We start from the raw sequence: 21,574 nt of genomic DNA on the forward strand, positions 1-21,574 counted from the left end.
GGAGCTGCTTATCGTCATGGTCGGGCTTGTCCCGACCATCCACGTCTTCCCGTGACGAGCGCGGTGTTCAAGGCGTGGATGCTCGCCACGAGGGCGAACATGACGACGGTTGTCAGGTCCCATGCTCGCGGGAGTGCAGCGTGGCTCAGGCGTCGAACACGCCCTTGAGGAAATCCTGCTTGCCGATCGAGAAGCAGTTCTCGCGCAGGATCGCGTAGGCTGTGGTGGCGTGGAAATAGAAGTTGGGCACGGCAAAGCGCGTCAGATAATCCGCGCCCTTCATCGTCACGGTGGCGGACTGGCCGCGCGGGAAGGTGACATCCCGCTCCAGCCCGGCATCGAGCGCCGCCTTGTCGACCGAGGCGACGAAGTCGAGTGTCCGGGCGATCCGCGCCTTGAGTTCCGGGAAGGTCTTTTCTTCGTCGGGGAAGCGCGGGTTATCGCCCCCGGCGAGGCGGGCCGCGGCATTCTTGGCGAAATCCGACATCAGCTGGATCTGTCGGGTGAAGGGCAGCATGTCGGGCGCGAGGCGGCTCGACAGCAGCACTTCCGGTTGGATCTTACGCGTTTCCGCTTCGGCCTGCGCCTTGTCGAGGATGGCGTCGAGCGCCTTCAGGGTCTGGACAAAGCCGGCGAAGGCGGCGGCGTGAGCGGATAGCGGCATGATTGGGCTCCAGAAACGGAAACGGGCCCGGAAAGGGCCCGCTGCCTCATTCTATAGCGCATGCGCCGTCACGCGTGGCGCCGAAGCGCGATCAATCCTTCGCGCGCTCGACATAGGAGCCATCGGCGGTCATCACCACGATGCGGGTGCCGACGCCGATATGCGGCGGCACGGCCGAGCGCACGCCGTTCGACAGGATCGCCGGCTTGTAGGAGGAGGAGGCCGTCTGGCCCTTGGTCACCGGCTCGGTCTCGACCACCTCGAGCGTGACGCGCTGCGGCAGCTCGATCGCGACCGCCCGGTCGTCGAACACCGAGAGGGTGACCTTCATGCCTTCCTGGAGATAGGCGGCGAGATCGCCGACCACATCGCCGTCGACCGGCAGCTGGTCATAGGTCTCGGGGTTCATGAAGACGTACTGCTCGCCGTCCTGGTAGAGATAGGTGAAGTCGCGATCCTCGACATAGGCGCGCTCGACCTGCTCGGTCGTCTTGTAGCGCTGCGTCACCTTCACGCCGTCCGCGATGCGGCGCATATCGATCTGCGTCGTCGGCGTGCCCTTGCCGGGGAAGAAGCTCTCGGCCGACAGCACCGAGCAGAGATGCCCGTCGACTTCGAGGACGTTGCCCTTGCGGACAGAGGAGGCGATGACCTTGACCACTTGAAATTCCTTGCTGGTGCGCGGCGGAGGGGCGCGCTATGCCGATTTCATCGCCGCGCAACTACCGCATTTATGCGCAAAACGGAAGCTGGCTGACGGGTTTGCCAGAGGATCCATGAACGAAAATCCCCCGCCCTTCTGGCGGCCGGACATCCATGCCGACCGGCGTCCAGCGCTGATGGCGCGGGGCCGCGTCAAGGCGGCGCTGCGGCGCTGGTTCGAGGCGCGTGATTTTGTCGAGGTCGAGGCGGCGCTGCTGCAGGTCTCGCCCGGCAACGAGACGCATCTGCACGGCTTCCGCACGGCTTTCGTCGACGATGGCGGCGCCGAGCACCCCTATTACCTGAACACCTCACCGGAATTCGCCGCCAAGAAGCTGCTGGCCGCCGGTGAGCAGCGCATCTTCGATTTCGCCCGCGTCTTCCGCAATCGCGAGCGCACGGCGCTGCATCATCCCGAGTTCACCATGCTGGAATGGTACCGGGTCGGCGAGCCCTATGAGGCGGTGATGCAGGACTGCGCGGCGCTGCTGGCCGAGGCGGCGCGGGCTGCCGGTGCCACGAGGCTGCGCTGGCGCGGCGCCGAGGTCGATCCCTTCGCCGAACCCGAGCGCCTGACCCTTGCCGAGGCTTTCGCCCGCTATGCCGACATCGACCTGATGGCGACGATCGCGGGCGACGGCGCGACGGATCGCGAAGCGCTGGCGCAGCAGGCCCGCGGCGCCGGTATCAGGCTGGCCGAGGACGACAGCTGGTCCGACATCTTCAGCCGCGTCCTTGCCGAGAAGGTCGAGCCGCATCTCGGCCGCGGGCGCGCCACCATCCTGTGCGAATACCCGATCTCCGAGGCGGCGCTGGCGCGGCCGAAGCCCGGCGATCCGCGCGTCGCCGAGCGTTTCGAGTTGTTTGCCTGCGGTGTCGAGCTGGCGAATGCCTTCGGCGAGTTGACCGACCCGGCGGAGCAGCGCCGACGCTTCGAGGCGGACATGGACGAGAAGGAGCGCATCTATGGCGAGCGCTATCCGATCGACGAGGACTTTCTCGCGGCGCTCGCCGAGATGCCGCAAGCCTCCGGCATCGCACTCGGCTTCGACCGGCTGGTGATGCTCGCGACCGACGCGCGCCGCATCGACGACGTGCTCTGGACGCCGGTCGCGCAACCGGGCAGGGCAGGACGATGACGATCCACCAGCCGCCCGGCCAGCCGCTGAAGACGGTCGACGCTCTCGTCGAGCGAGGCCTCGTCGCGCCCGCCAGGCGCGAGGCCTTGGCCGAAGTCGCCAAGCGCTACGCCGTTTCGGTGACGCCGGCCGTTGCGGCGCTGATCGACCCGGCCGACGCGGCTGATCCGATCGCCCGCCAGTTCGTGCCGGATGCCGACGAGCTCAGGACCCTACCGGAGGAACTCGCCGATCCGATCGGCGACGAGGCGCATTCGCCGGTCGAGGGCGTGGTCCATCGCTACCCCGACCGCGCTCTGCTCAAGCTGGTCCACGCCTGCCCGGTCTATTGCCGCTTCTGCTTCCGCCGGGAGATGGTCGGCCCCGGTGGCGATGCCTTGACCGGCGAGAAACTCGACGCGGCGCTCGCCTATCTCGCTTCCCGCCCAGAGATCTGGGAGGTGATCATGACCGGCGGCGACCCGCTGATCCTGTCCGCCCGGCGCCTGCGCGAGGTCGGCAGACGGCTCGCCACGATCCCGCATATCAAGGTGGCGCGCTGGCACACGCGCGTGCCGATGGTCCAGCCGGAACGTGTCACCGAGGACTACGCCAGGGCACTGCGTGTGCCCGGCAAGGCGAGCTATGTCGCCGTCCACGCCAACCATCCGCGCGAGTTCACCCCAGCGGCGCGCGAGGCGCTGGCCCGGCTCGCCGATGCCGGTCATGTCCTGGTCAGCCAGAGCGTCCTGCTCAAGGGCGTCAACGCCGATGTCGAGACGCTCTCGGCGCTGATGCGCGCCTTCGTCGAGAACCGGGTCAAGCCCTACTACCTGCACCATCCCGATTTCGCGCCTGGCACCGGCCATTTCCGGCTGTCGCTGGCGGAAGGGCAGGCCCTCGTCAAAAGCCTGCGCGGCAACCTTTCCGGCCTCTGCCAGCCGACCTATATCCTCGACATCCCCGGCGGCGCCGGCAAGATCCCGGTCGGTCCCGCCTTTCTCTCGGGCTGCGAGACGCCGGGAGCGCAGGGCCATGCGGAAGATCGCCATGGCGAGCTCCACGCCTACCCGCCGATCTGAAACCTGCCGCTTCCGGCGCCAAGGAACGAGCCATGCAAGACAAGATGCCGATCGCGATCGTTTCCGATCTCGCCTGTCCCTGGTGCTTCATCGGCAAGGCGCGGCTTGAGACGGCGCTGGCCAATCACGGCCTGACCGAGCGCGTCGCCATCACCTGGCTGCCCTATGAGCTCAATCCGGACATGCCGGAGGAGGGCATGGACCGCACCGCCTATCTCGATGCCAAGTTCGGCCCGGGCAAGCGCAGGGAGATTGAACTGCGCCTCTCCGAGGCGGCGCTGGAAAGCGGCGTCACCTTCAACTGGGCTGCGGTTAAGAAGAGCGTCAACACCCGCATGGCCCATATGCTTGTCGCCGCTGCCTCGACCGTGCAGCGCGGCAGCGAGATGAAGGCGGCGCTGTTCAAGGCCTATTGGCAGGACGGCCGTGATATCGGCGATCTCGACACCTTGGTCGCAATTGCCGGCGAGCAGGGCTATGACGAGCGGGCGGCGCGCGACGAACTCGCCAATGACGAGTTGCGCGAGACGGTGATCGGCCTCGAGGCGCATGCGCAGCGCGTCGGCGTCACCGGGGTGCCCTTCTTCATCGTCGACGGCAAGCTCGCCGTCTCCGGCGCGCAGACGCCGGACGTCTGGGCAAAGGTCTTCGCGCAGGTGCTGAGCGGTGCCGCTTAAAGCGATTCCGGCAGCGGGTACTTCTGGGGATGGCAGCTAGCTGAAGAACCGCCAGCTGACGCTCGTCGCATTGAGGCCGATCGTCTCATACGGGACCGAGCCGCCGGTGGTAAAACTGTAGTCTGCAATGATCGTCTTCGAGAGCGTATAGATCATGTAGGGCGTGGGGTGGCCCGGCTTGCGGAGTTCGATCGTGACGGTCTCGAACTCGGTTCCCTTGGCGGCATGCGTCATCAGCTTCGCCGAGAGGAAGTCAGTTTGCTTGGTGAATGTGATGTCGTCGGCCTGGGAGCGGGTGCGCAGCCCGTTGGGGGCGGCAGTGCTGCCGGTGTGGATCAGCTGCGCGCTTTGCGCCTCGCAGCTGTTGTTGATCGGGGCGCTGAACGTGACGTAGATCGGCATGACGGCTCCTCGCGAGGGCAGCTGGGCAGGCTGGCGGCGAAGGCATGGCATGGCGGCAACGAGGCAGATCCCGCCCCGGCGGCCACAAGGCTAATCCATCGTCTGCCGCAACGGAATGCTGCGCCTGGCTTGCGTCCGCTCTCGAATCGTGCCCCATCGCCGCCGGGCAGCGAGGAGGACAGGGTCATGGCGCAGAAAATCAACGATCTCCGGGACCGCATGATCGTCGGGCTCGACGTGCCGACGATCTGGGACGCCTATCGCATCGTCGCGACGCTCGGCGACGAGGCGAGCTTCTACAAGATCGGCTATCGCCTGGCCTTCGCCGGCGGGCTTGATCTCGCCCGGCAGCTGATCTCCGAAGGCAAGAAGGTCTTCCTCGACCTCAAGCTGCACGACATCGGCAACACAGTGACCGAGGGGGTCGAGTCGGTGACCAAGCTCGGCGTCACCTTCCTCACCGTGCACGCCTATCCGCAGACCATGCGCGGGGCCGTCGAGGGCCGTGGCGAGAGCGCGCTCCGGCTGCTCGCCGTGACGGCGCTGACCTCCTATGACGATGGCGACCTCAAGGACGCCGGCTATGGGCTGGCGGTGCGCGACCTCGTGCGGATGCGCGCCCAGCAGGCCCGCATCGCCGGCGTCGACGGCATCGTCTGTTCGGCGGCCGAGACCGAGATCGTCCGCGACGTGATCGGCCCGGACATGGTCATCGTCACGCCCGGCATCCGCCCGGCCGGTAGCGCCGCCGGCGACCAGAAGCGTACGCTCACTCCGACCGAGGCGATCCGCGCCGGCGCCGATCATCTCGTCATCGCGCGTCCCATCATTCGCGCGGCGGACCCGCGCGCAGCGGCGGCCGCGATCATGGACGAGATCGCCGGCGCCGCCTAAGCTTCGCCTCCCATCCAAACGGAAATGGAAGTCGAAATGCCCAAGGGATATGTGATCGCGCGCGCCAAGGTCTCCAACGCGACGCTGTGGGCGGCCTACGCCGCCAAGGCCTCGGAAGCGATCAAGCAGTATGGCGGCACGCCGCTGGTGCGCGGCGGCCAGATGACGATCGGCGAGGGCGAGGGCCGGGCCCGCAACGTCGTCATCGAGTTCAAGGATTTCGAATCGGCCAAGGCCTATGTGAACTCGCCGGAATACGCCGCAGCCCGCAAGGAGCGCGAAGGCGCCGGCGAGATCGACATCGTCGTCGTCGAAGGCGTCTGACCATGGCGAAAGGCTACTGGATCGCCCGCCTCGACGTCCAGAACGAGGCGGAATACGCGGCCTATCGCTCGCTCAACGCCATCGCCTTCGCGAAGTATGGCGGCAAGTTCATCGTCCGCGGCGGTGAGTACAAGCTCGCCCGTGGCGAGGGCCGCAAGCACAACGTCGTCATCGAGTTCAAGGACGAGGCGACGGCCAGGGCCTGTTACGAATCGCCGGAATACCAGGCGGCGGTGCAGCATCTCGCCAAGGTCGGTCCGGTCGATCTCGTGATCATCGGCGGCTATGACGGAGCCCAGCCGGGCGATTGAACGGCTGTTGCGCAAGACGTCGTTTTTCCGGGGCGGCCGCAGTGCCGAGCCAGGAACCCATGAACACCACTTTTGCCGTCATGGTCGGGCTTGTCCCGACCATCCACGTCTTCCCGTTACGAGAGCGGTGTTCAAGACGTGGATGCTCGCCACAAGGGCGAGCATGACGAGCCGGAACAGCGCTGATCGTAGGGCCTGGCTCTTCGCTGCGCGAAGCCCCGGAATGACAGCTCGAACCCGGTTCAGCTCTCGAACAGCTCCTTCAGCTGCCGCGGCTGCGAACGCAGATACTGCTTCGGCGCCTTGACGCTGGCGCCGAGATGGGCAGCCGCATGCCAGGGCCAGCGCGGATCGTAGAGAATGCCGCGCGCCAGCCCGACCATGTCGGCATCGCCGCCGGCGACGATCGCCTCGGCGTGCTCGTATTCGGTGATCAGCCCGACGGCGATGGTCGGCAGCCCGGTCGCGGCCTTCACCGCCCGCGCCAGCGGCACCTGGTAGCCCGGCCCGAGCGGGATCTTCTGCTCCGGTGAAACGCCGCCGCTCGAGACGTGGACGAAACTGACGCCGCGCGCCTTCAGCGCCTGCGCGAAGGCGATGGTCTGTTCGATCTCCCAGCCGCCGTCGACCCAGTCCGTGCCAGAGACCCGCACGCCGACCGGGATATGCGCCGATACCGCGTCGCGCACCGCCTCATAGACCTCGAGCGGAAAGCGCAGCCGGTTCTCCAGCGTGCCGCCATAGGCGTCGTCGCGCTGGTTGGCGAGCGGCGAGAGGAACTGGTGCAGCAGATAGCCATGGGCGCAGTGGATCTCGATCATCTGCAGCCCGAGCCGCACCGCGCGCTTCGCCGTCGCGACGAAGGCCTCGCGCACGCGCTTCAGCCCCGCGGCGTCGAGGGGGAGCGGCGGCCGGTCGTTCGGATTTATCGGCAGTCCCGAGGGCGCGACGGTCTGCCAGCCGCGATCGTCTAGCGGGCGCTGGCGGCTGCCGTTCCAGGGCGAATGCACCGAAGCCTTGCGCCCGGCATGACCGAGCTGGATGCCGACCGGCATGTCGGAATGGCGCCGGACGGCGTCGAGCACGCGGCCGAGCGCCGCCTCGTTCTCGTCGCTCCACAGCCCGAGATCGTCGGGGCTGATCCGGCCCTCCGGCTCGACCGCCGTCGCCTCGATGATCAGGAGGCCGGCGCCGGAGAGGGCGAGGTTGCCGAGATGGATCAGGTGCCAGTCGGTCGCAGAGCCATTCTCCGCCGAATACTGGCACATCGGCGCGATGACGATGCGGTTCGGGAGCTGGAGGCCGTCGAGCGTAAGCGGGCGGAAGAGCTGGCTTGTCATGCGCTGTCCTCGAGACTGCAGGGGCGGTGAAGGCGGGAAACGCGGTGGGCTGCTGTTCAGCCGGAGACCAGCCAGATCGCGAAGGGGAAGGTCAGGGCGGCGGCGGCGGTCGAGATCACGATGGCGGCAGCCAGCGGCCGGCTGTCGGTCTCGAAGCGCTCCGAGATCACGAAGACATTGGCGGCGATCGGCAGCGCCGCATAGAGCACGCCCGCCTTGACCCAGAACGGATCGAGCCTGAGCACGACGGCGAGCACGAACCAGGTCAGCAGCGGGTGCAGCACGAGCTTGCCGAGGACGAGCGGCAGCACGCCGCGCAACGGTAGCTTGCCTTCGCCGCTCCACTGCCAGGCGGCGACGCCGAGCGCGAAGATGCCGACCGGGGCGGCCGAGCCGCCGAGGAAGACGAGGAAGCGGTCGATCGGCTCGGGGATGGAAAGGCCGCTGAGCGAGAGCGCGACGCCTCCCATGATCGAGAGCATGAAGGGGTTGACGATGGTGCCGCGCACCAGCCGCGCCGCGATGCGCCAGGGCGAGCCCTTGCCGCGCCCGGCCTCGATCAGCCCGATCGCGAGGGGGACGACCAGCGCCGTGTCGCAGATCAGGCCGATCGCGATCGGCGCGGCGGCTCCGTCGCCGAGGAAGGCCAGCATCAGGGGAATGCCGAGGAAGGCGAAATTGCCGCCGACCAGGCTCTGGCCGCGCGAGACCGCATTGGGGAAGGGCAGCCCGAAAAAGCGGCGGGCTATCAGGATGCCGAGACCCATCACGGCGATGCCGATCAGCGCCAGCGCCGCGAAGAACACCCCGTTCCAAAGCTCCGCGATCGGCTGGCGCGACATCACCCTGAGCACCATCGCCGGCGTCGCCACCATGAAGGCGAAGGTGTTGAGCACCCTGACCGCATCGCTGCCGAACAGGCCGCGCCAGGCGGAAAGCGCGCCGAGCCCGATCACGGCGAAGAAGGGCGTGCTGGTGGCGAGGAAATGCAGCATGGCGGGTCCAGCGGCCCGTGCACCGGACCCTGGGCGAGGAGCTAACAGATTTCCGCCGTGCTGGCGGCCCCCGCCCATGCATGGCGCCCGGCACGTTTGCGGGACGGACGCAGCGGTCTGCCGCGGATCATGCGCGGCCGAGGCGTTCGAGCGCCAGCTGTAGCGGCAGGTCGGAGACGCGGATGAAGCCGAGATAGGGGTGATCCATGTCGATGATCAGGACCAGCGCCGCCGTCACCGACAGCGCCGAGGCGAACAGCGTCACCACCACCGTGGCATTGCCCGGGGCCAAGAGGCCGAAGGAGGCGAAGAGCAAAGCCAGCCATAAGACGAGGATGATGATGAAGATGCCGGGAAATCCGCCGGTCTCGGTTTCCGGCCGCTGCCACCTCATTTCCGAGATCTGCGAGCTGAGCTGGAGGGCGCGGGTCTGAAGCCAGCGCTGCCCGTCATTCGCCGGCACCAGGCGCCTGAGCCCGTTTTGGATGGACTCGACGTCGAGGCCCTCGTGCAATAGCCCCTCACGCTGGTCTCTGAGCTCGCTGAGCCGGGCCTGGAGGCTCTTTCGCAGCGTCTCGCGCAGCGCCGCCGTCTCCGGCCCGTACTGGGCCATGGTCCGGTCGAGCAGCACCACATGCGCGGCCGAGGTCCTGAGCTCTGATGCCGCTTCGTCGAAGGACCGTTTCGCCGAGGCGATCAGCAGGCCGAGCGCGATGGCGGACAGTGTCCCGATGATCGCGGTCGCTAGCTTGATCAATTCCCGGGAGTCGGGGGAGAGGTGATGGTCCGGCAGGCGGGCGCGCAGCAACATTCCGCCAGCTGCCGCGCCGAATATGAAGAGGAACGCGACGGCGCCGACCAGGAACGGAGTCATGCCTTTCCCTCGCATTTCTGTGGCGCGAGATTAGTCGGCAAGCCACAGGCGCGGTAGTGAGCGTTTGGGTAGCAAAGTGCCGCCTGACAGCTTTCGCCGACTGGACTATTCCCTTGCGGCAGCGTCGGCGGCCTTCGCCGCCCTGCCGCGCCAGGCCTTGAGCGCCGGCTCGACGACGAAATGCATGCCGACGAGGCAGAGCCCGCCGATCGCCAGCCCGAACACGGCCGAGGCGCCGGCAGTGGTCAGCCATGCGAGCAGGCCGGACGCCGCCGGGACGGCCTGTCCGACGGCTACCGAGACGCCATGGATGGCGTGCTCGATGCCGTCGAGGCCGTAGCCGGCGAGGCCGTGGATGATGATGCCGCCGCCGACCCAGAGCATGGCGGCGGTGCCGACTGCGCTCAGGGCTTTCAGGAAGTGTGGCATGCCGAGGACGAGGCCGCGGCCGATCTGCCGGATGATGGGCTTCCCGGTGCGCGCCATGGCGGCGCCCGCATCGTCCGCCTTCACGATCAAGGCGACGGCGCCGTAGACCAGCATGGTCATGCCGAGGCCGACCACGGCGAGCACCAAGCCTTGCGTCCAGTAGGATGAGGTGGTGACGGTCGCGAGCGTGATCGCCATGATCTCGGCCGAGAGGATGAAGTCGGTCTTGATCGCGCTGGAGATCTTCTGCTGCTCGAGCTGTGCCGCATCGAGGATTTCGGCCGTGCCTTCGCCTTGCGCCGCCTCGTGCCCGGCATGCGGCACGATGAACTCGTAGACCTTCTCGAAGCCTTCGAAGCAGAGATAGGCGCCGCCCGCCATCAGGAGCGGGGTGATCGCCCAGGGCGCGATGAAGCTCAGCACCAGCGCGGCCGGCAGCAGGAAGATGAGCTTGTTCTTGAGCGAGCCGAGCGCGATCTTCCAGATGATCGGCAATTCGCGATCGGCGGAGAAGCCGACGGCGTAGCGCGGCGTCACCGCCGCATCGTCGATGACGATGCCCGCAGCCTTGGCGCCTGCCTTGGTCGCCTGGCTCGCCGCATCGTCGAGCGCGGCGGCCGCGACCTTGGCGAGGCCGGCGATGTCGTCGAGAAGCGCGAACAGTCCTGAGCTCATCTCGGTCCCCGGAAAGGCGGCGGCTGTCGTGCCTGCGTCGCAGCAAGCCGATCAGCGTTTCCTTGATATGACAGAAACGCCGGGATTGGCGACAGTTGCGCCGGCTGGAAGGCAATTCCGGCCGCGCCTCGCCTTTCTGGCAAGGAGCGTGCCGCATATCCGGGCTTGACTCCGGCGGGGTTTGGGAGTGGTTTTATATCGGAACAAATAGTGAACATTATTCCATGCCCGACGCTTCTTCCCGCTCCCTGGCCGGCCTCCGGCAGAGCCTCCCTCTGGCGGGGCTGGCGCGCGAGCTCGCGCCGGTGGAGCGCGTCGGCTTCGGCATGGCGGAGCTGGACGAGCCGCTGGGTGGCGGCCTCGCCCGTGCCGCCCTGCACGAGGTATATGCCTCGGCTGGGGCCGATCTGCCCGCCGCGACCGGCTTCGCCGCGGCCCTGGCCCTGCGGGCTGCGGGGACGCGGCCGCTGCTCTGGGTCCGGCAGGATTTCCTGGCGGCCGAGGCTGGCCGGCTGCACCCGTCCGGTCTCGCCGAACTCGGCCTCGACCCCGCGCAGGTGCTGCTGGTGCGGGCCCGCGATGCCGAGGGCGTGTTGCGTGCTGGGGCCGAAGCGGCTCGCTGCCCGGCTCTCGGCGCGGCGCTGATCGAGCCCTGGGGCGAGCCGCGCCAGCTCGATCTGACCGCCAGCCGGCGCCTCGTTCTGGCGGCCGAGGCGTCCGGCGTCATGACCCTGCTGCTGCGGGTCGCTCCCGAGCCGGCGCCCAGCGCAGCGACGACCCGCTGGCTGGTGCGGGCCCTGCCGTCGCGGCCGCGCGAGGCCAATGCGCCGGGTGATCCGGCCTTCAGTTTGAGGCTGCTGCGCCATCGTGGCGGCCTTGGTGAGTGTGAGTGGCGTGTGGAGTGGAACCGTGAGCGACGATCTTTCCAGGAATGGAGCCGGGAGGGGGGAGGCCGACAGGATGCAGCGCCGCTATCTCGCCCTCTGGTTTCCATTCCTGGCGAGCGACCGGCTGCATCGGCAGAGGGCGCTCCCGCCTGGCGCCGGGCCGGATGAGCGGCCGCTCGTCCTGGTCGAGAAGGAGGGCGGCGCGCTTAGGCTCGCCGATTGCGACCGGCGCGCCGTCGCGCTCGGCCTCACCCGCGGGCTGACCCTTGCCGATGCCCGCGCCCGCATTCCCGATCTCGCCATCGCCGAGGCCGATCCCGCCGCCGATGCGCGCTTCCTCGAACGCCTCGCCGGGCTCTGTGATCGTTTCACCCCGCTGGTCGCGCTCGACCTGCCGCATGGGCTGGTGCTCGACATCAGCGGCTGCGCCCATCTCTTCGGCGGCGAGGCGGCGCTGCGCCAGGAAATCGGCATCCGGCTGCGCCGGCTCGGCCTCCAGCTTCGCGCCAGCATCGCCGGCACGCCCGAGGCGGCGCGTGCGCTCGCCCGCTTCGGCGATTGTGCCATCTCCCCGCCGGGCGGCGATGCGGAGCGCATCCGGCTCCTGCCGGTCGCCGCTCTGGAGGCGTCGCCCGAGATCATTCTTGCCCTGTCACGGGCCGGGCTGAAGACGCTTGCGGATATCGCCGCCCGCCCTGCGGGCACGCTGTCCGCCCGCTTCGGCGAAGCTGTCGCCAGGCGCCTGCAACGCATCCTCGGCCATGAGGACATCCGCATCACGCCCTTGCGGCCGCCGCCCGATTGCATGGTCGAGCGGCATTTCCCCGAGCCGCTGCAGGATACCGAGGGGCTGAAGGCGATCCTGCGGCACCTGCTCGACGAGGCGGCCCGCATCCTCGAGCAGCGCGGCGAGGGCGGGCGCGCCTTCGAGATCAGCTTCTTTCGCAGCGACGGTGCCGTTCGGCGCCTCTTCCTCGAGACCGGTCGTCCTTCCCGGGATCCCGCCGCCATATTGCGGCTCTATCGCGAGCGCATCGACACGCTGGCGGACCCGCTCGATCCCGGTTTCGGCTTCGATGCGATCCGCCTCGCCGTGCCGGTCTGCGAGCCTCTCGGGACGCCGCAGGCGAGCCTCGACGGGCGTGCCGTCGAGGAGGAGGCGGTGGCCGATCTGGTCGACCGGCTCGTCGCCCGCTTCGGCCGCGACCGGGTGCTGCGCTTCGTCGCCCGCAACTCCCACCATCCCGAGCGGGAAGCGGGGGTGATCCCGGCTGTCGGCACGTCGGCCGGAGTGCAGGCCTGGCCGGAACCCGAACCGGGCGAGCCGCCGGCGCGCCCGCTCCAGCTCTTCGAGCCGCCGCAACCGGTCGAGACGCTCGCCGAGGTGCCGGACGGGCCGCCTTTGCGCTTTCGCTGGCGCCGCGTGCTGCATGAGATCGCCCGCGCCGAGGGGCCGGAGCGGATCGCGCCGGAATGGTGGCGCGACGGGCCGGACGAGCCGACGCGCGACTATTACCGCGTCGAGGATGCGCAGGGGCGCCGCTTCTGGCTGTTCCGCGCCGGGCTCTACGATCGCGAGAGCGTCCAGCCACGCTGGTTCCTGCACGGGCTGTTCGCATGACGACTTACGCCGAGCCCGTCGCCGCGACGAATTTCTCCTTCCTGCGCGGCGCCTCGCCCGGGCCGAACCTGGTCATGACCGCGCTGCTGCTCGGCCAGACGGGCCTCGGCATCGCCGACCGCAACACGCTCGCCGGCGTGGTGAGGGCCTGGAGCGCGCTGCGCGATCTGCGCGAGACCGGCTTGCCTGCCGTGGAAAAGGTCCGCGAGGGTGGCAGCCCCGGCGAGTATGTCTGGGTCGAGAATCCGGCTTTTGCCGATCTGCCCTTCACGGAAGAGCAACTGCGGACGAGGGCGCAGGCCTTCAAGCTCGTCACCGGCAGCCGCCTCGTCTTCGCCGACGGCACGCCTGACATCGTCGCCTATCCCGCCAATCGCGACGGCTGGGGTCGGCTTTGCCGCCTGCTGACAGTCGGTAATCTGAAGACGGCAACGAAGGGCGAATGCATCCTCGCCCTCGACGATCTCCTGAGCGATGCCCGCGATCTCCTGCTGATCGTCATGCCCGAGCGCCGGCTCGATGGCCTCTCCGAGCTTCTCGCCCGGCTCGATGCTGCCGCGCCCGGGGCGGTCTGGCTTGCCGCCACCATGTCGCGCCGCGGCGACGATCGCCGTCGCCTCGCCCGGCTGAGAGGCATCGCGGCGCCGACCCGCACCCCGCTGATCGCCACGAACGACGCGCTCTACGACGCGCCCGAACAGCGCGATCTGCAGGACCTCATGACCTGCATTCGCGAGGGCACGACGATCGCCAGGGCCGGGCGTCTGCTCGAGGCCAATGCCGAGCGCCATCTCAAGACCCCACAGGAGATGGCCCGGCTGTTCAAGGAGGCGCCGGAGGCGATCGAGGAGACGCAGCATCTCCTCGGCCGCGTCGATTTCGACCTCGATCAACTCAGATACGAGTATCCCGACGAGCCGGTGCCGCCCGGCTGGACGCCGCAGGGCTGGCTGGAGGAGCTGGTGCGCCGGCGCCTGCCGATGCGCTATCCAGGCGGCATCCCGCCCGCGGTCCAGAAGCAGGTCGACGACGAGCTCGTCCTGATCGGCAGGCTCGACTATGCCCGCTATTTCCTGACCATCCGCCAGATCGTCGAGTTCGCCGAAAGCGAGGGCATCCTCTGCCAGGGGCGAGGCTCGGCCGCCAATTCGGCCGTCTGCTACGCGCTCGGCATCACCGCGGTCGATCCGGCCGAGCATACCCTGCTCTTCGCGCGATTCATCTCGGAGGAGCGGCGCGAGCCGCCCGATATCGACGTCGATTTCGAGCATGAGCGGCGCGAGGAGGTGATCCAGTGGATCTACCGAACCTATGGCCGCGAGCGCGCCGGCATCGCCGCGACCGTGATCCATTACCGGCCGCGCAGCGCCATCCGCGAGGCCGGCAAGGCGCTGGGGCTGACCGAGGATGTCACCGCCCGGCTCGCCGCGACGCAATGGGGCAGCTGGGGCTCCGACATCACCCGCGAGCAGGTCCGCCAGGCCGGGCTCGATCCCGACAATCCGGTGATCGCGCAGACCGTGCAGTTCGCCGTGCGCCTGCTCGGCTTCCCGCGTCATCTCTCGCAGCATGTCGGCGGCTTCGTGCTGATGCGCGGGCGTCTCGACGAGACCGTGCCGATCGGCAATGCCGCAATGGAGGACCGCACCTTCATCGAATGGGACAAGGACGACATCGACGCGCTGCGCCTGATGAAGGTCGACGTGCTGGCGCTGGGCATGCTGACCTGCATCCGCAAGGCATTTGACCTGCTGCGCGAGTGGGAAGGTAAGGATTACGGTCTCGCCGACATCCCGCAGGGAGATGGCAAGACCTACGCCATGCTGCAGCGGGGCGAGTCGCTCGGCGTCTTCCAAGTCGAGAGCCGGGCGCAGATGAACATGCTGCCACGGTTGAAGCCGAGAGAGTTCTACGATCTCGTCATCCAGGTCGCGATCGTCCGTCCCGGCCCGATCCAGGGCAATATGGTGCATCCCTATCTGAAGCGGCGCTCCGGGATCGAGAAGGTCAGTTACCCGTCGCCGTCCCCGGCTCATGGGGAGAAGGACGAGCTCTATCAGGTTCTGAAGCGGACCCTCGGTGTGCCGCTGTTCCAGGAGCAGGCGATGCAGCTCGCCATGACGGCGGCGAAATTCACCGATCCCGAAGCCAACGGCCTGCGTCGCGCCATGGCGACCTTCCGCAATGTCGGTACCATCGGCCAATATGAGGCGCTGATGGTCGGGCGCATGGTCGAGCGCGGCTATGAGCCGGCCTTCGCCCAGCGCTGCTTCGAGCAGATCAAGGGGTTCGGCAGCTACGGTTTTCCCGAAAGCCACGCCGCCTCCTTCGCCAAGCTGGTCTATGTCTCCTCCTGGCTGAAATGCCATTATCCGGCGATCTTCGCTGCGGCGCTGCTGAACGCGCAGCCCATGGGCTTCTACGCCCCGGCCCAGATCGTCCGGGAGGCGCAGGAGAATGGCGGCGTCGAGCCGCGGCCGATCGATGTGAATTCCAGCGCCTGGGACAATCTCTTGGAGCCGGCGGCGCCCGGCTGGAAGAGCCCCTGGGCATTGCGCCTCGGGCTGCGCCAGCTCGATGGCTTCAAGGAGGCTTGGGCGGAGCGTCTGCTAGCGGCTCGCGGCGACGGCTACCGCGATGTCGAGGGGCTCGCCCGCCGGGCGCGGCTGCCGGCGCGTGCCATGCGCCTGCTCGCCGATGCCGACGCCTTCCGCTCGCTCGGGCTGGACCGGCGCGAGGCGCTCTGGGCGGTGCGGCGTCTGCCGGATGACGAGGCCCTGCCGCTGTTCGAGGCGGCAACGGCCCGCGAGCTCGGGGAGGAGCCGGAGGCAGCCTTGCCGGCGATGCCGCTGGCCGAGCATGTCGTCGCCGACTACCAGACGGCGCGGCTCTCGCTGAAGGGGCATCCGATGGGCCTGCTGCGCCCGCGCTTTACAGGGGCGGGCGTCGCGACCTGCGCCGCGATCGCCGCCGGGCGCGACGGGGCGTGGGCGAGCGTCGCCGGCGTCGTGCTGGTGCGCCAGCGCCCCGGCAAGGGCAATGCCATCTTCATCACGCTGGAGGACGAGACCGGCATCGCCAACATCGTGCTCTGGGCCCGCGATTTCGCCCGCTTCCGTCGCGAGGTGATGGCGGCGCGGCTGCTCCTGGTCGAAGGCAGGGTGCAGAAGAGCGTCGAAGGCGTGGTGCATCTGATGGCGCGGCGCGTCTTCGACCGTTCGACCGATCTGCTCGGACTGTCCGATACCCACCGGGCCGAGATCGCGCTCAGCCGCGCAGACGAGTTCCTGCACCCGCAGCATCCGCGCGCCGGGCATCCGCGCAATGTCCGCATCCTCCCGAAGTCGCGCGATTTCCACTGAGCTTGCGCTGCTCGGGAGCTGCTCAGAAAACGACATGATTTACGGGCAGATGGAGGAAGCCCCCTGCCGGGCCCTGGTTGAAATAGCGACGGATGAACGACGGAAAACGGCTTCTTCGGCTGGCCTTCAAGCGGCTGGAGCAGGAACTGCCCGACAGGCTCGCAGCCGCCAGCCGCTGGCTCAGGCATCCCTCCTCGCGGCTCGTCCGCATTCCGGCGGCGCTCCTGCTGATCCTCGGCGGCATCTTCTCGATCCTGCCCTTCCTCGGCATCTGGATGTTGCCGCTGGGCCTGATGCTGATCGCTGCCGACATCCCCTTCCTGCGCAAGCCGATGGCGGCTTTCGCCATGCGCAGCGTCGGCCTACTCGAGCGCTATCGGGCGTGGCGCGCCAGGCGGTGAAGCGGCCAATGCCTTCCGCGGCCCCACCGGGACCGCGGAAGCTGGAAAGCGCAGCGACCTGCGCGGCTATTCATTCGATAGGCCATCGATCACGGGCACTGGCTCAATGAATGGCAGTGCCTGGTTCGGGCACGTCGTGCCCCTCCGCAGCATAGGCTACGATCTTGTTCCTGAGCGTCCTGATCGAGAGCCCAAGGATATGCGCGGCATGCGTACGGTTGCCGCGTGTCTCACGCAGTGTCGCGAGGATGAGATCGCGCTCCACCTCCGCGACAGGCAGGCCGACGAGGTCATTGACCGCCGCCGCTTCTGGCCCGGCATCGCTCATGGCCTTATCCTTCCCCGGTTGCCCAGCCCCCGGTCGGATGTCTCCAGAAAGGAGCGATAGGGTTAACAAATGGTTGAGGCCGCGGAGATATTGCCGCTGAAGCCGGAGTGCCCGGCATCGCGGCCAAAGCGATGCCCAGTCAGGAATGCCCCTACAGCTCCGACCGGAATGGCATCAGGGCGGGCGCCTGCATAACGGCGGGTTATAAGGCCGCTTAAAATTGGCATGCGCGGCGCGTGGCCAGGACCGGCTAGCATGACGCTGCCATTTCAACGGAAACCGAGCCGGCCACATCATGAGCGACTTCGATCTCGTCCTTCGCGGCAATGTCGTCCTGTCCGACAAAATCATCGAGGACGGCTATGTCGCCGTCTCGGGGGGCAAGGTCGGAGCGGTTGGCGCCGGCACGCCGCCTTCGGCCCGCGAGACGCAGGATTTCCGCGGCCAGTGGATCATCCCCGGCGTCATCGACGGGCAGGTCCATTCCGGCAGCCAGGCCAATCACGAGGGTATCGGCATGTGCTCGCGTGCCGCCGCCTCCGGCGGCGTCACCGTGATGGTCGACATGCCCTATGACGAGCCCGAGCCGGTCACCAATGCCAAGCTCTTCAACGAGAAGGTCGCGGTCGTCGAGCGCGATACGCATGTCGATGTCGCGCTCTACGCCACGATCACCATCGAGAACGGGCTGCATGCCATTCCCGGCCTCGTCGACGCCGGCGCCTGCGCCTTCAAGTTCTCGACCTTCGAGGCCAATCCGACGCGCTTCCCGCGCATCGGCGACGACACGCTCTATGAGGCCTTCAAGCTGATCGAGCCGACCGGGTTGCTCTGCGGCGTCCACAACCAGGATCAGGAGATGACCCGGCGCAACATCGCCCGCCTAATCGAGGCCGGCGATACCGGGCAGGACGCCTTCCTGCGCGCCCACACCCCGCTGATCGAGAACCTCGCTACCGCCCGCATCTACGAGCTCGGCGCCGAGACCGGAGCGCGGGCCCACGCCGTCCACGTCTCGACCTCGCGCGGCTTCGAGATCTGCAACCTCTACAAGCGCGCCGGCCACAAGGCGACGGTCGAGAGTTGCGTGCAGTACTTCATGCTCAATGCCGAGGAGCATGGCCCGCGCTTCGGCGCCAAGATCAAGCACTACCCGCCGATCCGGCCGAAGGCCGAGAGCGAGCTGCTCTGGAGCCATCTCGCCGCCGGGCATTGCGACTTCATCTCCTCGGACCACGTCTCCTGGGGGCTGGAGAAGAAGGGCGATCCCAACATCTTCAAGAACACCTCGGGCGGCCCCGGTATCGAGACCTTGCTGCCGGCGCTGTGGACCGGCTGCGAGGAGCGCGGTATCTCGCCGACCATGGTGGTGAAGCAACTCTGCGAAGGCCCGTCCAAGGCCTTCCTCCTGGCCGACAAGGGCCGTCTCGCCCCCGGCGCCGATGCCGACATCGTCGTGCTCGAGCCCGGCCGTTTCGTGCATGATCCCAGCAAGAGCCTGTCCGCGGTGAAGTGGAGCTCGCTCGAGGGTCGCGAATTCCGCGTGCGAGTGGCCGCGACCTATGTCCGTGGCGCGCTCGCCTGGGACGGCAGCAAGATCACCAACAAGGCCGGCGACGGCCGCTTCCTCCGACCTGCGGCGTAAATGGCAATGACGATCGATCAAGCTCGCCTCTGGAACCGTCTGGAGGCGCTCTCCGAGATCACCGATCCGGAGCGACCCTGGACGCGGCGCTCCTTCACGCTGCGCTTCCTCGAAGGGCGGGACTGGCTGGCGGCGGAGTTCCGCGCCGCCGGGCTAGAAACTGCGATCGATGCCGCGGGCAACCTGATCGGCCGCCTGCCGGGGAGCGATCCCGCGCTGAAGCCGATCCTGATCGGCTCGCATTCCGACACGGTGCCCTCAGGCGGGCGCTATGACGGCATTCTCGGCGTGCTCGCCGGGCTGGAGGTGGCGCAGAGCCTTGCCGAAAGCGGGCAGAGGTTGCGCCATCCGCTGGAGATCGTCGACTTCCTGGCCGAAGAGCCGAGCGAGTTTGGCCTCTCCTGCATCGGCAGCCGCGGCCTCGCCGGCGCGCTGAGCGAGGAACATCTGGCGCTGCGCCGGCCGGACGGCATGACGCTGCGCGAAGGCATCGCCTTCGTCGGCGGCCGCCCGGAGGAACTGGCGTCGGTGGCGCGCCCGGGCGGCAGCGTCGCGGCCTATGTCGAGGTCCATATCGAGCAGGGCCGCGTGCTGGAGAGCGAGGCGGTGCCGATCGGGATCGTCACCGATATCGTCGGCATCCGCCGCGAGCGCATCACCGTCACCGGCCGGGCCGACCATGCCGGGGCGACGCCGATGCCGTTGCGGGCCGACGCGCTGGTCGGCGCCTCCCGGCTGATCGAAGCTGCCTATCGCCGCGCGCTGGCGACGGCGCGCGACAACCAGCCGCTCGTTGCCACCTTCGGGCGGATCGAGGTCAGCCCGAACGCCGCCAACGCCGTGCCGGGCGAGGCGGTGATGATCCTGGAGGTCCGCTCCGGCGACGAGGCGGCGGTCAAGGCCTTCGGCGAGGCGCTGGTGCGCGATCTCAGACCCGCGCTCGAGGAACTGCGCCTCACGGTCACCTCCGAGCCGATCAGCCATGTCGCGCCGACCGCCTGCGCCCAGGATATCCGAAAGGCCATCGCCGATGCCTCCGCCTCGCTGGGGCTTGCGACGCGGGACCTGCCGAGCGGTGCCGGCCATGATGGTGTCTTCGTCGCCCGCACGGGGCCGATCGGGATGATCTTCGTGCCCTGCCTCGACGGTCGCAGCCATGCGCCGGAGGAATCGATCACGCCCGAGCAGGCGGGAGATGGCACTCGCGTCCTCGCGCAGACCTTGCGTTTGCTCGACACGCGCCTGAGCTGAGCCGTTTCGACGGACGGTTTGAATTAGATCATGCTCCCCTCGGCCGCTTGCGGCCGAGGGGAGCGGTGTTTCAGCGCAGCGGCGCGCCGTAGCGCTCGACCTGGTAGGGCTCGCGGGCGAGGCCGATGCAGAAGCTCGCCACCGCATCCTGCAGCTTCTCGGCCAGGATCTTCATCGGCGCGTTGACCGCCTCCAGCCGCTCGCGGGCAGCTTCCGCCTGCCGCGCCAGCTTGGCGAGGTCGATCGTCAAGAGGCGGCCTTCCTTTACGACGAAGCGGCCGCCGATCATCACGTCGCGCACCGCCGTGCCGTCCTCGACATGGACGATCTGGTTGACCGTGCGGTTATGCGGCAGCCAGTTGATGTGGCCGAGATCGACGAAGACGAGGTCGGCCTTGTAGCCGGCCTCGATGCGGCCGATCTTGCCCTGGAAGCCGAGCGCGCGGGCGCCGCCCTCGGTCGCCGCATGCAGCGCTTCCGGCGTGGTCAGCCATTGGTGCATGTCCGGTCCGCGCACCTTCGAGACGAAGGAGGCGAGCCGCGTCGCCTCGTACATGTTCTGGTTGTCGCCGCTGTTCGAGCCGTCGGTGCCGATCGCCACGTTGACGCCGGCATCGAGCATCGCCCTGAGATCGGCGAGGCCGCTGCCGAGGCGCATGTTGCTGGCCGGATTATGCGCGACCGAGGCGCCGTGGCCCGCGAGGATGCGCATGTCGTCCGGGTCGAGCCAGACGCCGTGCGCCACCGTGAAGTCCGGGCCGAGCAGGCCGAGCTTGTCGAGATGGGCGGTTAGCGTGCGGCCGTAGCGCTTCACGCCGGAGAGCGCCTGGATCTTCGATTCCGAGACATGGCTGTGCAGGCCGAGCCCGAAGCGCCGGGCACAGTCGCGGCAGGCGCCGAGGAACTCGTCCGAGCAATGCAGCGGGATCGTCGGGGCGAGCGCGATCTTCAGCCGCTCGCTGTCGATCCGCGTCTGCGTCACGAAAGCTTCGAAACCCTTCAGCGTCTCGGCATAGGGCTGCATCCGGAAGCGGTCGACCGCGCTGCGCAGCGCCTCGGGAAGCGCGTCGTAGAGGCCGGGAATGGCCTCGTAGAGCGTCTTGTCGGCGACCATAGGCGCGATCGTCGCGCGCATGCCGACATCCTGATAGGCCTGCGCGATCGCCGACATGCCCTCGACCGACGGCGCCGGCACCTCGAAGAACAGGTCGTAGCAGGCGGTCGTGCCCTTCAGCACCATCTCGGCGCCGTTGAGCGTGGCGCTGAGATACTTGTCCTCGAGGCTGCGATTGCCGCTGATCCAGGGGCCGGCGGCGAGCAGCAGCTCGAGCGTCCAGCGGTCGCCCATCGCCTTGGCGAGGGCGCCGTGCCCGTGCGTATGGGCGTTGATCAGCCCGGCATGGACGAGCTTGCCGGCGGCATCGACGACCGTCGCATCCGCCGGCGCCGACATGCCTTGCGGGCCGATCTCGCGGATCGTGTCGCCTTCGAGCAAGAGATCGACCGGCTCGGCCTGCGCCTTGCCCGGCAGCAGGACGAGGGCGTTGCGGACGATGGTGTAGAGCGGGCTGGTGGTCATGACGCGTTTCCTT

Annotated in this window: 21 protein-coding genes; 12 read left to right on the forward strand and 9 right to left on the reverse strand. The window is 68.3% G+C overall.

Features of this window, described 5'->3' with window-relative positions; translation table 11 throughout:
- Positions 1–145: 145 nt before the first annotated feature.
- Together RKE40_RS02005 and efp are read right to left on the reverse strand one after the other, a co-directional pair.
- Positions 146–664 (reverse strand): DUF1993 domain-containing protein, encoded by a 519-nt coding sequence (locus RKE40_RS02005; RefSeq protein ID WP_316016578.1) that lies wholly within the window; start codon positions 662–664, stop codon positions 146–148.
- A gap of 91 nt (positions 665–755) precedes the next feature.
- A complete protein-coding gene (gene efp / locus RKE40_RS02010; protein ID WP_316016579.1) occupies positions 756–1,325 on the reverse strand; it encodes an elongation factor P in 570 nt (189 codons plus the stop codon).
- Positions 1,326–1,440: 115 nt separating this feature from the next.
- On the opposite strand from efp, the gene epmA reads away from it, so the two are divergent.
- The 3 genes from epmA to RKE40_RS02025 are packed head-to-tail and all read left to right on the forward strand — an operon-like array spanning position 1,441 to position 4,243.
- Positions 1,441–2,505 (forward strand): EF-P lysine aminoacylase EpmA, encoded by a 1,065-nt coding sequence (gene epmA, locus RKE40_RS02015; RefSeq protein WP_316016580.1) that lies wholly within the window; start codon positions 1,441–1,443, stop codon positions 2,503–2,505.
- Entirely contained in the window at positions 2,502–3,566 is a 1,065-nt protein-coding gene (locus tag RKE40_RS02020; RefSeq protein ID WP_316016581.1) for a lysine-2,3-aminomutase-like protein, read from the forward strand. Before epmA ends, RKE40_RS02020 begins: the two co-directional genes overlap by 4 nt.
- A 32-nt stretch (positions 3,567–3,598) precedes the next feature.
- Positions 3,599–4,243 (forward strand): DsbA family oxidoreductase, encoded by a 645-nt coding sequence (locus RKE40_RS02025; RefSeq protein ID WP_066478334.1) that lies wholly within the window; start codon positions 3,599–3,601, stop codon positions 4,241–4,243.
- Positions 4,244–4,279: 36 nt separating this feature from the next.
- On the opposite strand, the gene RKE40_RS02030 is transcribed toward RKE40_RS02025, so the two are convergent.
- Positions 4,280–4,645 (reverse strand): type VI secretion system tube protein Hcp, encoded by a 366-nt coding sequence (locus tag RKE40_RS02030; RefSeq protein ID WP_316016582.1) that lies wholly within the window; start codon positions 4,643–4,645, stop codon positions 4,280–4,282.
- A gap of 186 nt (positions 4,646–4,831) precedes the next feature.
- Between RKE40_RS02030 and pyrF the strand changes: the two genes are divergently transcribed.
- Genes pyrF through RKE40_RS02045 form a run of 3 tightly spaced genes read left to right on the forward strand, consistent with a single transcriptional unit; the run spans position 4,832 to position 6,174 of the window.
- Positions 4,832–5,539, forward strand: a complete 708-nt coding sequence (pyrF, locus tag RKE40_RS02035) for an orotidine-5'-phosphate decarboxylase (protein ID WP_316016583.1) — start codon at positions 4,832–4,834, stop codon at positions 5,537–5,539.
- A gap of 36 nt (positions 5,540–5,575) precedes the next feature.
- Positions 5,576–5,863, forward strand: a complete 288-nt coding sequence (locus tag RKE40_RS02040) for a DUF1330 domain-containing protein (RefSeq protein ID WP_316016584.1) — start codon at positions 5,576–5,578, stop codon at positions 5,861–5,863.
- A 2-nt stretch (positions 5,864–5,865) separates the two neighbouring features.
- Positions 5,866–6,174: a DUF1330 domain-containing protein gene (locus RKE40_RS02045; RefSeq protein ID WP_316016585.1), complete on the forward strand. Its 309-nt coding sequence runs from the start codon at positions 5,866–5,868 to the stop codon at positions 6,172–6,174.
- Between the two features lie 242 nt (positions 6,175–6,416).
- On the opposite strand, the gene RKE40_RS02050 is transcribed toward RKE40_RS02045, so the two are convergent.
- The 4 genes from RKE40_RS02050 to RKE40_RS02065 all read right to left on the reverse strand — a co-directional run bounded on the left by RKE40_RS02050 (position 6,417) and on the right by RKE40_RS02065 (position 10,487).
- Positions 6,417–7,514: an NADH:flavin oxidoreductase/NADH oxidase gene (locus tag RKE40_RS02050; protein WP_316016586.1), complete on the reverse strand. Its 1,098-nt coding sequence runs from the start codon at positions 7,512–7,514 to the stop codon at positions 6,417–6,419.
- Positions 7,515–7,570: 56 nt separating this feature from the next.
- Entirely contained in the window at positions 7,571–8,509 is a 939-nt protein-coding gene (locus RKE40_RS02055) for an AEC family transporter (RefSeq protein WP_316016587.1), read from the reverse strand.
- 127 nt (positions 8,510–8,636) lie between these two features.
- Positions 8,637–9,383, reverse strand: coding sequence for a bestrophin-like domain (locus RKE40_RS02060; protein ID WP_316016588.1), 747 nt, complete (start codon positions 9,381–9,383; stop codon positions 8,637–8,639).
- A gap of 105 nt (positions 9,384–9,488) precedes the next feature.
- The gene (locus RKE40_RS02065; RefSeq protein ID WP_316016589.1) at positions 9,489–10,487 is read right to left on the reverse strand and encodes a DUF808 domain-containing protein; all 999 of its coding nucleotides are present in this window, start codon (positions 10,485–10,487) and stop codon (positions 9,489–9,491) included.
- A gap of 224 nt (positions 10,488–10,711) precedes the next feature.
- Between RKE40_RS02065 and RKE40_RS02070 the strand changes: the two genes are divergently transcribed.
- The 4 genes from RKE40_RS02070 (at position 10,712) to RKE40_RS02085 (ending at position 16,758) form a co-directional block, all read left to right on the forward strand.
- Complete coding sequence (locus RKE40_RS02070; protein WP_316016590.1) at positions 10,712–11,542, forward strand: ImuA family protein; 831 nt, start codon at positions 10,712–10,714, stop codon at positions 11,540–11,542.
- The gene (locus tag RKE40_RS02075; RefSeq protein WP_316016591.1) at positions 11,448–12,995 is read left to right on the forward strand and encodes a Y-family DNA polymerase; all 1,548 of its coding nucleotides are present in this window, start codon (positions 11,448–11,450) and stop codon (positions 12,993–12,995) included. Before RKE40_RS02070 ends, RKE40_RS02075 begins: the two co-directional genes overlap by 95 nt.
- On the forward strand, positions 12,992–16,357 hold the full coding sequence (locus RKE40_RS02080; protein WP_316016592.1) for an error-prone DNA polymerase: 3,366 nt from the start codon (positions 12,992–12,994) through the stop codon (positions 16,355–16,357). Before RKE40_RS02075 ends, RKE40_RS02080 begins: the two co-directional genes overlap by 4 nt.
- Positions 16,358–16,449: 92 nt before the next feature.
- Complete coding sequence (locus RKE40_RS02085) at positions 16,450–16,758, forward strand: hypothetical protein (RefSeq protein WP_316016593.1); 309 nt, start codon at positions 16,450–16,452, stop codon at positions 16,756–16,758.
- Between the two features lie 103 nt (positions 16,759–16,861).
- Here the strand turns inward: RKE40_RS02085 and RKE40_RS02090 are convergent, their stop codons facing one another.
- Positions 16,862–17,086, reverse strand: coding sequence for a helix-turn-helix domain-containing protein (locus tag RKE40_RS02090; protein WP_390893180.1), 225 nt, complete (start codon positions 17,084–17,086; stop codon positions 16,862–16,864).
- A 295-nt stretch (positions 17,087–17,381) separates the two neighbouring features.
- Here RKE40_RS02090 and RKE40_RS02095 point away from each other — a divergent pair, with 295 nt between their 5' ends.
- A complete protein-coding gene (locus RKE40_RS02095; RefSeq protein WP_316016594.1) occupies positions 17,382–18,731 on the forward strand; it encodes a dihydroorotase in 1,350 nt (449 codons plus the stop codon).
- Positions 18,732–18,737: 6 nt separating this feature from the next.
- Positions 18,738–19,982, forward strand: coding sequence for a Zn-dependent hydrolase (locus RKE40_RS02100; protein ID WP_316016595.1), 1,245 nt, complete (start codon positions 18,738–18,740; stop codon positions 19,980–19,982).
- Positions 19,983–20,052: 70 nt separating this feature from the next.
- Here the strand turns inward: RKE40_RS02100 and RKE40_RS02105 are convergent, their stop codons facing one another.
- Positions 20,053–21,561 carry an amidohydrolase family protein gene (locus RKE40_RS02105; RefSeq protein WP_316016596.1) on the reverse strand — a complete coding sequence of 503 codons (1,509 nt, stop codon included), beginning with the start codon at positions 21,559–21,561 and terminating at the stop codon, positions 20,053–20,055.
- Positions 21,562–21,574: the final 13 nt, after the last annotated feature.

Origin of the sequence: Allobosea rubneri, assembly GCF_032464875.1 — a bacterium.
Lineage (GTDB): Bacteria > Pseudomonadota > Alphaproteobacteria > Rhizobiales > Beijerinckiaceae > Allobosea > Allobosea rubneri.

Bases quoted from the DNA above. Each gene is read 5' to 3' on its own strand.
- RKE40_RS02040 (WP_316016584.1), top strand. From the start codon at position 5,576: ATGCCCAAGGGATATGTGATCGCGCGCGCCAAGGTCTCCAACGCGACG.
- RKE40_RS02060 (WP_316016588.1), bottom strand. From the start codon at position 9,383: ATGACTCCGTTCCTGGTCGGCGCCGTCGCGTTCCTCTTCATATTCGGC.
- RKE40_RS02080 (WP_316016592.1), top strand. From the start codon at position 12,992: ATGACGACTTACGCCGAGCCCGTCGCCGCGACGAATTTCTCCTTCCTG.
- RKE40_RS02105 (WP_316016596.1), bottom strand. From the start codon at position 21,561: ATGACCACCAGCCCGCTCTACACCATCGTCCGCAACGCCCTCGTCCTG.
- RKE40_RS02050 (WP_316016586.1), bottom strand. From the start codon at position 7,514: ATGACAAGCCAGCTCTTCCGCCCGCTTACGCTCGACGGCCTCCAGCTC.
- RKE40_RS02095 (WP_316016594.1), top strand. From the start codon at position 17,382: ATGAGCGACTTCGATCTCGTCCTTCGCGGCAATGTCGTCCTGTCCGAC.
- pyrF (WP_316016583.1), top strand. From the start codon at position 4,832: ATGGCGCAGAAAATCAACGATCTCCGGGACCGCATGATCGTCGGGCTC.
- RKE40_RS02100 (WP_316016595.1), top strand. From the start codon at position 18,738: ATGACGATCGATCAAGCTCGCCTCTGGAACCGTCTGGAGGCGCTCTCC.
- RKE40_RS02070 (WP_316016590.1), top strand. From the start codon at position 10,712: ATGCCCGACGCTTCTTCCCGCTCCCTGGCCGGCCTCCGGCAGAGCCTC.
- epmA (WP_316016580.1), top strand. From the start codon at position 1,441: ATGAACGAAAATCCCCCGCCCTTCTGGCGGCCGGACATCCATGCCGAC.
- RKE40_RS02020 (WP_316016581.1), top strand. From the start codon at position 2,502: ATGACGATCCACCAGCCGCCCGGCCAGCCGCTGAAGACGGTCGACGCT.
- RKE40_RS02025 (WP_066478334.1), top strand. From the start codon at position 3,599: ATGCAAGACAAGATGCCGATCGCGATCGTTTCCGATCTCGCCTGTCCC.
- RKE40_RS02090 (WP_390893180.1), bottom strand. From the start codon at position 17,086: ATGAGCGATGCCGGGCCAGAAGCGGCGGCGGTCAATGACCTCGTCGGC.
- RKE40_RS02030 (WP_316016582.1), bottom strand. From the start codon at position 4,645: ATGCCGATCTACGTCACGTTCAGCGCCCCGATCAACAACAGCTGCGAG.
- RKE40_RS02085 (WP_316016593.1), top strand. From the start codon at position 16,450: ATGAACGACGGAAAACGGCTTCTTCGGCTGGCCTTCAAGCGGCTGGAG.
- RKE40_RS02065 (WP_316016589.1), bottom strand. From the start codon at position 10,487: ATGAGCTCAGGACTGTTCGCGCTTCTCGACGACATCGCCGGCCTCGCC.
- RKE40_RS02045 (WP_316016585.1), top strand. From the start codon at position 5,866: ATGGCGAAAGGCTACTGGATCGCCCGCCTCGACGTCCAGAACGAGGCG.
- RKE40_RS02075 (WP_316016591.1), top strand. From the start codon at position 11,448: ATGCAGCGCCGCTATCTCGCCCTCTGGTTTCCATTCCTGGCGAGCGAC.
- RKE40_RS02055 (WP_316016587.1), bottom strand. From the start codon at position 8,509: ATGCTGCATTTCCTCGCCACCAGCACGCCCTTCTTCGCCGTGATCGGG.
- RKE40_RS02005 (WP_316016578.1), bottom strand. From the start codon at position 664: ATGCCGCTATCCGCTCACGCCGCCGCCTTCGCCGGCTTTGTCCAGACC.